Below are 11045 nucleotides of genomic sequence, written 5' to 3' on the forward strand. Positions count from 1 at the left end.
ATACTAATATCCATTCAGTATGTTGTAACTAATTACATATTTTCATACAGACAAGGACATACAGCCCAGGTTAAAACTATCAAGCCTGTGTTATTCTGTTGTCATTAATTTCAGGGAGTTGAGCTGAGCAAGGCGCTATCAGAACAATGAAAAATTCCTCTAAAGATATCCTCTCTGCATGGCAGGATTATTTGAAATTCAGCGGTGCGGAAAAGAGTAAAATACCGGCCAGCCAGGTACATGAGCATCATCAGCTCATGCTCGGTAAAGATAACTGTGAAGAAAACCAGAGCGGCATAGTACTCCGCGTTACGCCTGAAATGTGCGAAAACTGGCGCAGGCGTTTCGTCAAATATGGTGAAAAGGGTGAGATTACCCATATTGAGCCTGTCAACCTGCTGTTTCCGGTGTTGCGCTGTATCGAAAATGAGCGCGGCAGGGCCAACGTAAAGTACCTGCCGCTGTTCTCTTTTCCACTCCCCAAATCCTTCTTTGAACAGGGCAATACCTCACTGTTGGTTCCCGTTAAAGACGGGCAACTGGTCAGCGCATTCCCCTTCGCTTTTCGCGAAATGTTTGGCATCCAGCTGGATGAGCTGGGTGAGAACCGCCATATGATGAGTATCGTCAGCGCACTCACCGGGTGTAAATATGACACCTTCCTTGAGGCGTTTGAGGCTCTTCAGATATGGGTTGCTCAGCAATCAAACAGCAAATATCAGGGACTGGAAACTGCGTTTAACGCCCTGGTGGCTCCACTGCATAATGAAGATTACAACCTCAAGCGTGATGCGGAAGATTTTAGCTGGCTGTGCGATAACACGGCTGGTGACTTCCCTCTACTGGAGCAGTATCTCAACCATATTCACCATGATGAGAATGCCCCTGACATATACGAAGTGGTAACCGGCGGTTTGTTTGAAACACAATACCCGCTGGGTCATGGACAGATGGCGGCAATACAGGCCATTAATCAGGATGAGCGCCTGATTGCCGTGCAGGGCGCGCCGGGTACGGGTAAAACAACGCTGTTCAAGTCACTCATTGCACAACAGCTGGTTGCCAGAGCACTGGCAATCGCTGATGGAAAGGACCAGAACTTCGGCATGCTGGTAACGTCCACGGCAATAAAAGCGGTGGAGAATATCATCGATGATCTGCGCAGTGACCCTGCAACCCAGGATCTTGACTGGTTATGGTTTCATAGCGGATCGAACGAACAGGTTCAGCATGAGCTTACCCGGCTTGAGCAGTTGATCAGCCGCTGGCGACAGGAAAGCTATGACGAACAACACCAGCGCGATTTTTTAGCTGTTCTGCTCAGGCATCGTGACGAGTTGAACTCCTGTTACCGGGCGTATCTGAATGAAAAGGCAACCGCGATACAGTCTGTTGTGGATTGTGGTCTGAACACCACCAACGCAGAAGAGCTTCCGGCACGCTTCATGGCAAAAATCCCCCTGGTAGCCGCTCATGCACAGCGCCTGGGGATTGACGTGTCACTGCATCATCCCGACGATCTGGACAACTTAACCAGCCAGCTGAAGCAACGCCTGCAGGAACTTCAAGAGATAAAAACGCAGCGTTTGCAGGCCAGCAGAATTTACCAGACATTGCAGGCGACATGGCCGCAGCAACATGATCTGGCACAGATACTGCGCTGGATGGATTCACCACTACGCCCTGCTCTGGAAATGCACTATCGCGACTATCCCCGTAAAGGGATAAAGCGTCATCTGGCCCGCCTGTTCGAGGGAAAATATCCGGCACGGCTGCAACAAATGAATCTTGCTGCGCCGGAGGACTTTCAGCATTTCAGCCTTTCTTCCCTGCCCCATCGCCAGTTAGCGGCTCTGGCTGATGCGGGAGAGATGCTGTCACATCAGCCAGACAATCTGGCCCTGCTGGAACTGCTCATGCAGGACGAACCCGATGCGCTACAGGAAGAAAATCTGGTGAGCCTTTGTGCTGATATCGCAACACTCCGGAAAGAATGGCAGCGGGTCATCCGGGCGCAACAGGTTACAGCGCAGTATCAACAGCATTACCCCGAAGGTAACTGGTGTGACATTTTGCGTAAACGCTTCATCAGGCAGCACCGTGAAATGTTTGAAGCTGCTATCGGCTATCTCTGGCAGGAGCAACTGAAGCGAAAAATTGAGCTGGAAGAGGTGCTGACTCACTGGCGGGCTCTGATGAGTAATCGCCGCAGTACGGGCTACTATCGCTGGCTGGATAAGCTGGATGAATTCTATCGCGCACTGTCACTGGTATATCCGGTAATGGCAACCACGCTGGTCTCCGCGTGGAAAGTGGCGGGTTATCGTAAACTTGATGAACTCAGGGGGCACAAACCCTGGCATCTGGCACTGTGCGATGAAGCAGGCATGATTTCGCTTGAATCTCTGGTGCCACTATTGAGTCGCAGCGAGAAAGCGATGATTGTCGGCGATCCCCTGCAAATCGAACCCATCAGGAATCTGTCAGAAAACCTGCAAACACAACTGCGCGAACGTCATTTTGCTGACAATAATACGTTATATGAGCGGGTTTCACCTGCAAGCGTTACAGGCTGGCACCGCGCGGCAGGCACACTTTCCGGACGAGTGGATGATACCGGCAACGGTATTATTCTCGATGAGCATCGTCGGTGCCAGAAACCCATTGCCGATCTCTTTATCCGGCTGGCGGGCTATCATGGCGTCAGCGTGGAAACAGCCTCCCCTTCCGACCGCATTGCCAGCGCCTTTGAGAAGTCTGGTGGGCATCATTTGATGTTCTACAGCGTAGAGGGCCAAAAAGGCGATATGGTTAACACTAATTTGGATGAAGTCGATGCTATTGAGCAACTGCTGAATAAGCTGGAAGAAGCTGGTTACGATCTGACTGCCGATGTAGGTATCGTCACTCCCTATAGCAATCAGAAATCATTACTGATCAAGCGCCTTGCCCAGCGTATGAATCACTGGAAGAAAAACTGCATTGGTACAGTGCATCAGTTCCAGGGCGTGGGCTTTGAGGTCATCATTTACAGCCCGGTAATTTGTCATCCCCTTGATAATCCAAATTTTCAGAACGATGCGCCAAACATGCTGAATGTCGTGGTTTCGCGCGCAAAACAGCAGTTTATCGTGGTAGGAAACCACCACCGGTTGCGGCAGGCAGGTGGATACCTGAAAGTTCTTGCGGACACTGTTGCTGAAGATTTCCTTCTTGAACAGGGTAGCCAGTATCCAAATTTCGACAGCCTGAGCAAGACACCACGTTTGCAGCGTTATTACCGCGACTGCGAACATATCGCTGCATTCAGTGCTCTGGCGAGCCAGTGTGAACAGGAGTTGGTTATTATCACTCCATGGATCCGTCGGGGCGGTAAACAATTTCAAAGGCCGGAACTGGCACAACTAGTAGCAACACAGCAGCGTGGTGTCAGCGTTAAAGTCTACTACGGTTACTACCATCAACGTCTGGACCGTGCAGAGGATAATGATGAAACTCTGATTGCTGAGTACCGCGAACAACTGGGAAAAGACAATGTTATCCGCCTGACCGAAGGTACTCATGAAAAGGTGCTGATGATCGATGGCCGCTACATTGTTCTCGGAAGCTGGAACTGGCTGTCACATGGTTATCATGATAGCTGTGAGCGTAGCGAGCAGTTCAGTAATGCTATTCGTCATGAGATTAGCGCAGAGCTTGATGATATGTCGCTGGTGAAGGAACTCAGGGAAAGGTTGAGGCTGGAGTAACGCCAGAATTATTTTTAGCATTTATTTATTCATTGCCAAACATTTTTTATAATTAAGTTAACGGGTCGAGAAATGGCAACAAAATCAGAACAATTCAGACGGTTTTTAGAATCGATAAAAGCTGCATACAATGCTTTTAACAAAAGCCTGAAGGGATCACATGAGAAAAACAACAATACTTTTAACTTCCAGCCTCTTACACCGATCAATGACGTAAACCTTGATATTTATGAAGATGCTATTTCGTTCGTTTTTTCACATCCAGACATTAAAAATGTTGCCATATCAGGTCCATACAGCGCAGGCAAAAGTAGCCTTATCGAATCTTATAAGACAAGATATCCATCCAAAAAATTCTCTCACATTTCTTTATCTCATTTTATTTCATCAACAGAGAAAAGTGATCCTAATACTAAGCGATTAGCTCTGGAAGGGAAAATATTAAATCAAATAATCCACCAAATCTCACCAGAAAAAATACCAAGAACAAAATTCAAAATAAAAAAGAAAGTATTTCGTAGAAATGTATTAACAAATACAGTTTTTTTCTTATCGGCTGGAGTTTCATTTGCTCATATCCGTTTATTTGATAAGTGGCAAAGCTATGTAAATACGTTAAATAACGGTCACATAAAAAATATTTTGTCATTTACAACCTTACAACCAAGCAATATACATTACTGGTAAGCGGGCTTTTTTTAATAGTTTGTTTAGGCTTTATTATTTATAAAATAATCAGCACGCAAAAAAGTAGAAATATATTTAAAAAAGTCAATCTCCAGGGAAGTGAAATCGAAATTTTCGAAGAACCTGATGACTCTTATTTTGATAAATATTTAAATGAAATACTATATTTATTCGAAAACATTGGATCGGATGTTATTGTTTTTGAAGATATTGACAGATTTGAAAGCAATATTATTTTTGAAAGACTAAGGGAAATAAACACATTAGCAAATGTGCATTTAAAAAATGAAAATAAAAACCCTATACGGTTTTTTTATCTATTAAGAGATGATGTTTTTATTTCTAAAGATCGAACCAAATTTTTTGATTATATTATTCCTGTTATCCCAGTAATTGATAGTAGCAACTCATTTGACATGTTCCTGGCACTATTTAATGACAACAATTTTAAAATAGCATTCGATAACAATTTCCTTCAGGGATTATCACTATATATAGATGACTTCAGGGTTCTAAAAAACATATACAATGAATTTACCATATATTATAACAAATTAAATAACATCGAACTCGATTGCAATAAAATGCTGGCAATTATTGCATACAAGAACATATTCCCTAAGGATTTTAGTGAACTTCAACTTAACCAAGGATATATATATACATTATTTGATAAAAAACAAATTTTTGTATTTAATGAAATATCTAACATTGAAAACGAAATTTCATCTATCAATGACCGGATCAATAATGCGCAAAATGAGCATTTAAAATCAATTGATGAGGTTAACACTATTTGCGATCCAGCAATACAACAATTGCAAACTTACATACGACAAACCTATCATCCGAATACAAAACACCTCCAAGATCAAAAAAACAAGTTAGAATTATTACAGTTGGAGAAAGATAAAAGAATAGATGCTTTAAACACAAGAGAAAATAATGCCACCGATACATTTAATCAGCAAATCAGCGGATTACAGATAAAAATCTCAGAAATAAAAAACAAAAAACTCTATGAATTAATAACAAGAGAGAACATAGATGAAATTTTTAGAACTACCTATATCAATGAGATTGGCAATGAGGAAACATTCAACTCCATAAAAGGAAGTGAGTATTTTGATCTATTAAAATATCTTATCAGGAATGGATATATCGATGAGACATATAATGATTATATAACATATTTCTATGAAAACAGCTTGAATCGGAGCGACAAAGCCTTTTTAAGAAGTATTTCCGACAAAAAAGGGAAGATTACTCTTATGCGCTGAATAATCCATCATTAATAGTGAGAAGATTACAACTCTATGATTATAGCCAGCAAGAAACATTGAACTTTGATTTATTGACTCACCTATTAGACTCAATAAACCAAAATTCTACACAACTTAAGACATTTATCTCGCAACTTAAAAATGATAAAAACCTCCGATTTATTAAAGAGTACATGGATACTGAACGTAGTCTTTCAAGGTTAATCCCTTTATTAAATCAACAATGGAGCGTTTTTTTTCAGTTGATGTTGAATGAAAAATCATATACACAGCAACAAATAAAATCATATTCCATAGATAGTCTTTATTTTTCAAACCAAGACATTTTATTGAAAGTCGATCATGACGACTGTCTATCAGAGTATATTTCTGGACATAAAACATTCTTAAATATAGCACAACCTCAAATTCATATATTAATTGAAAAATTCAAATGTTTAGACATTCTATTTAAAAATTTATCATATAAAGATTCAGAACCATCTTTATTTTCAGCAGTGTATAAAGAATCACTTTATGAACTTAATTTCCGTAATTTGAAAGAACTTATTATCTATGAATACAAATGTACAGATGCAGATAAAATCAAACATCAAAACTTCACCATATTGCTAAGCAATGTTTCAACACCTCTGTATCAATATATATATGGAAACATTGAAAAATACATGACTGTAGTACTTGAAAATTGTGATAATAGTATAACTGATGCGGAAAGTGCAGTTATTAAAATCATTAATGACCCGAATATCAATGAAGGGATAAAAAAATCCTATATAGAAAAAATTAATAATAGACTGAGTGACCTAAGTAAAATAGATACGTCAAGTATGTGGTCTTATTTGTTAGACAAAAGAAAAATAGAATATACTGCCGAGAATATTATTTTCTATTTTTCTCAACATAGCGAGTTAGATGAATCAATAGTTAACTTTATAGATAGCGAAGAATCTATTAAACTAGACTATTCGAATGGAATCGCAGAAGATCTCAAAGAGAAACTTTTCGATAAGCTCATCATTTGCGAACGAATTAGCAATAACAAATACCTAGAGATATTACCTTCATTAGGTTTTTGCTATGATTCATTTGGTATATCTGGTGTGCCGGATGATAAGCTAAAAGTACTTATCGACACCAATATAATTCGAATGACTAGTCTGAATCTAGATTTCCTAAGAACTACTTACCCTAATAATCTTATGTATTTTATAAATAAAAATATAATCGACTATACAAAACTACAGACAGAGAAATCTATTGTTAGTAACGCAGATGAAATTCTAAGCGTTTTAGAATTAGATATTGATGATTCACAAAAAGAAAAACTATCAATGATAGTAGATACTCCAATCTCTATTCAAAATGATAAATACTCAACTCTCTTTAAGAAATATATCCTCACAAACAAATTAGATATAAATGACATCCCTTATCTCATAGATAATTATGACACCTTAGTAGATCTTCAAGAAACAGTTTTAATCACCTTAAGTAGCCACATCAATGAGGTAAAAAGTAATGCTGATAAATTATCGCTTAATTTGTTAGAAGCATTAATAAAGAATACTCATTTTATCCATGATGATAATGTAGAACTATTTATTAGCCAGATAACTAATATGAATAGAGTACAAATCAAGAAATTTCTAAAGCTGCTTGATTCTTCTGGGTTATCAATATTATTAGATAAAAAACTAGCACAGATAAAAGTAAGCTCATCTAATGAAAAAATACTTAAGGGTTTCATAACAAATGGATTAATAAAATCCTACAGCCAAAGTACTGAAGATCCTGAATCATACATCATAGATTTCCCTGAGGAGCTTCTTGATTAATGCTAATCTTTAACAATAAATCATAGATATACTTCTTTAATAAAAAAACCACCAGCATCCCAATTGCTGGCGGTTTTTCTTCTCCTAAACATTTCACTGATGAGATAATCACCTCACATAACGGTAGAGATGGCAAAATTAGTGGTCATTATGACGGTATTGGCAAGGCTATGTTTTTTGATTTAGCTGTAATTTACAGCCAGTTAATGACTAAGGCGATCCCTATCAGACGGATCACTTCCTTTATACGGTATTCAAGAATGATATTGTTGTTACTCATGTGGCTTATGAAGACATTACTAACATCATGGTGTGTTAATCAACGGGGAGCAGGTCATCTTCTGGCTACCCATATATTTACGACAAGTTCGAACGGAGATAGCCAGATTTGATGTATATAGTTTACGCGGGAACTCCTTCATACTCCTCGGTTTACTATTTGTTGAAAGAATTGGGCTATCCACGTTTCAGCCATCACTGAATATGGCTGATCCGGTCTAGCCATCTGAGTCATTTCTTTACCGGTTTTATCCAATAATAATCTCAATGGGCGTATGATTTCGTCCCTCTGAACTTCTTCTAACGCCATTCTATCCACTTGATCAATAAGCTCACCGAGCGATATCATCATATCACCCAAAAATTCGAGTCGACGTAAGTAACGCGTGCGGTCCTGAACTAAACCGAGACGATTGAGCCCGTAGACATGAATAGACGTTGCGCCATGTGGACTTTCTCTATCTCCTGTAGGCACTACCAGACTAAGAGAAGGTGCGCCTATGGTGACAAAATGCAGGAATGATTCCGGTTGGTGTTCGCAGGGATTAAGTAACAAAGCCTGTTCTTCAAAGTGATTTCTGCTTTCAGGCTGCATACGTACCCCCCTATTGGCTAGAGGAAAGCTGTCTTTTTTCCCTCCAGAAGTGGCTGCTCTCCGGCTATTCTCCAAAAGAGAAATAAGACTACTGGACTGATTAACAATGTGCTGCCGCCTTTTACGATTACAGTCAATACAACTGGGTAAAAGGTTCTCCCAGTCCATCGCTAGCCACCAGTATCCCGGATGCGCAGCATCTTCACTCACTCTACTTTTTGGGCGGTAGTGTTCGACGTCTACCGGTGAAGAAGCAGAGAAAAAAGTCTCACAATAGGCACATTTAAAATGGAATAGTGTGTTTAATCGCCATTTTACATCGTCGGAAGAATAGGCTTTAAATTCAAATCGCTTTGCCTGTTCTGGCTCAGCATAATGTTCCCGTGCTCGCTGTAATTCACTTTTTCCATTAGAATCCAACGCCGATAATGATAACGGCGGTTGGGCTGACCCACGAGGGACGTGTCTCATTGCACCACCTCACGCAGAATGTTTAAAATGCGTGAGCGCGTGCCATCCTGTAATGCCTGAATTTTTGTAGCGGTAGCCTGACGCCGTTCCTGTAAATATTCCGCTACAGCCTCCTGAACCAAGCGATGTGCCTCAGAAGTCCCTACAGGCATAGCACTGGCAATGTCACACTCAAATGTTCCGATAACCTCACTCTCTTCTGCGGTAAGATCCTCACCTTGTTCGCGTTTTGCCAGCAGATCGGCAACCTGAGCAATGAGGCGATCGAGCCTAGGTTCATCAGTGGAGTCAAGCTGAAAAAAATCAGAGGTCAGTAGTTGATCGACTCGTAATTTAGTGATGTCTGGCAATTCGGTCAACGTTTCAACCCTCTGGGAAGCCCTTGATTCTGAGCGTAAATCATTATGCAATATACGTTGCATAACCCGGACTTCTCCATTATACATGCCGCGCAGACATAGCGGGTCATGCGTTGTTACGATAAAGGTCACCCCCGGCAGTGCCCGTCGCAAACCACCCATGATCTGCATTTTCCAGCGTGGGTGAAGATGTGCTTCAACTTCATCAATTAGTACAACTCCCCGAGCATTCTCAAAGCCCTCAAATTGCGGGGCAACACGCTCATCCATTAAACCCTGCATAATATCGCAGACCATTGCCAGCACAGTGCGGAAGCCTGAAGACGCAACATTCAAGGGAGTATGAGTTTCGATACCATTAATAGCGGTGATAATAGAACATACTTTTCTTTCAGGAGAACGTTTAATCACGTCGAACTCTCCTTCAATGGACAACACCTCCCTAAGCGCTGCAACTACTCGGTCAAAATCTACGTTACTGAGGCTCAAAAGCCAACTTTGTGGATTCCCGAGTAGACTTCCATCGAAGAGATTGCGCACTGTTTTGTCAGTAGTATATAACCGCCTTCCTTGTCTATACTGACGAAAAGCTCCATAAGCAAATACTGGCCCAACATTAAACTGCCCATTCAAAGTTACGACGATACTCCCACCTTTTTTTAACGTCAGTGTCAGCGAGGCATCATTATCCTGAGTAAGTACAACCTCCGCCATATGAGGCGCCAAACGGGGATCACCGGCCAGTAATGCAGGAGACAAAATAAAATCCCGTAACCGCAAATTGAGCCTCTTTCTTCCTTCCGCTGAGACAAGAGCTAACGCAATACCTTCGAGAATGGTACTTTTCCCAGCCGCATTTTCCCCGAGGAGCAGTAGAGCTCTAGCCTCTGGTTTTTTGCCATTATCCAACTCAGGCATTGCGGGTAACTCAAGTTCAACCGCTTCCAGCGATTTGAAATTCTGAAATTGTACGCGACGTAAGTCACCCTTCGGGGGAGATGGCATTTCCTCAATCCGCTCATCCCTGGGAAGCGCGTAAAGGTCTTCAAATGCCTGATACAGATGATCGCTTCCTTGCTCAGGATTCTGAAACATGAGCTGGAAGAAAGATTTTATTTTTCCCATTGACAACGCCTTGCCTTTCTCACCATCTATATGTGACGCAAGTCGTCTTAAAAGCAGATACCAACTGCCGCCAAACTCCTGTCTACTGAAATTGAGTACGCTGGAAAGCAAATCAATAGAGCGAGCCTCAATAGACTCTGATAGGCGCTTCATATACTCACTATAGCGCTGCGCACGGCGTGATATCAGATCAGCGTTATTAAGATTCAAAATATTAATCGTTGCCATTCCCCTACGGCTTAAGTAATTAAATTCTCCCTGAGGTCTAACATCAAAATGTGAAGCAAAGGATTTTATCTGGCATGGATCTAACAGCAGGCTTTCCTCCTTTGGCGGCCACTGAGGCCACAAACTACTTTCACTACGCAGATAGTCCTGATATTCCTGCGAGGAAGGTACTGGCATACGTTTCCCTGTTACAAGAAAATTGCGCATCATTAACTCATTACACTGAGTGCAGGCGAGATAAAAATTTTGCCATGCCCAAGCAAGCCAAAGGTAATAAAGCGGTGCATCTGCATTGTTTCCCATAGGGGTAGCATTACTGCTAAATAGCTGCGCGGAATAGTAGATCACTGAAAGGGAACTCAGCCCGGATTGTGCGATCTGATCAATCGCCAAACCAACCAAAATCACCAACCGGACTGAGCGATGCCGAT

At 41.4% G+C, this 11045-nt stretch carries 6 protein-coding genes; 4 read left to right on the forward strand and 2 right to left on the reverse strand.

Annotated features, from left to right (window positions below; genetic code table 11):
• Positions 1 to 146 precede the first annotated feature (146 nt).
• The 4 genes from FHD02_RS20250 to FHD02_RS24510 all read left to right on the forward strand — a co-directional run bounded on the left by FHD02_RS20250 (position 147) and on the right by FHD02_RS24510 (position 7557).
• Positions 147 to 3749 carry an AAA domain-containing protein gene (locus FHD02_RS20250; RefSeq protein ID WP_220394274.1) on the forward strand — a complete coding sequence of 1201 codons (3603 nt, stop codon included), beginning with the start codon at positions 147 to 149 and terminating at the stop codon, positions 3747 to 3749.
• Positions 3750 to 3821: 72 nt separating this feature from the next.
• On the forward strand, positions 3822 to 4436 hold the full coding sequence (locus tag FHD02_RS24500) for a hypothetical protein (protein ID WP_255597447.1): 615 nt from the start codon (positions 3822 to 3824) through the stop codon (positions 4434 to 4436).
• 35 nt (positions 4437 to 4471) lie between these two features.
• Positions 4472 to 5716: a hypothetical protein gene (locus FHD02_RS24905; protein WP_375336885.1), complete on the forward strand. Its 1245-nt coding sequence runs from the start codon at positions 4472 to 4474 to the stop codon at positions 5714 to 5716.
• Positions 5717 to 5892: 176 nt separating this feature from the next.
• Positions 5893 to 7557: a hypothetical protein gene (locus FHD02_RS24510; protein ID WP_255597449.1), complete on the forward strand. Its 1665-nt coding sequence runs from the start codon at positions 5893 to 5895 to the stop codon at positions 7555 to 7557.
• A gap of 418 nt (positions 7558 to 7975) precedes the next feature.
• On the opposite strand, the gene FHD02_RS20260 is transcribed toward FHD02_RS24510, so the two are convergent.
• Together FHD02_RS20260 and FHD02_RS20265 are read right to left on the reverse strand one after the other, a co-directional pair.
• The gene (locus FHD02_RS20260) at positions 7976 to 8902 is read right to left on the reverse strand and encodes an HNH endonuclease (protein WP_220394275.1); all 927 of its coding nucleotides are present in this window, start codon (positions 8900 to 8902) and stop codon (positions 7976 to 7978) included.
• Positions 8899 to 11045: AAA family ATPase (locus FHD02_RS20265; protein WP_255597450.1), on the reverse strand; the 2147-nt coding region annotated here is incomplete at its 5' end. The genes FHD02_RS20265 and FHD02_RS20260, both read right to left, overlap by 4 nt.

The organism is Citrobacter sp. EC_71 (assembly GCF_019584005.1).
Lineage (GTDB): Bacteria > Pseudomonadota > Gammaproteobacteria > Enterobacterales > Enterobacteriaceae > Citrobacter > Citrobacter werkmanii.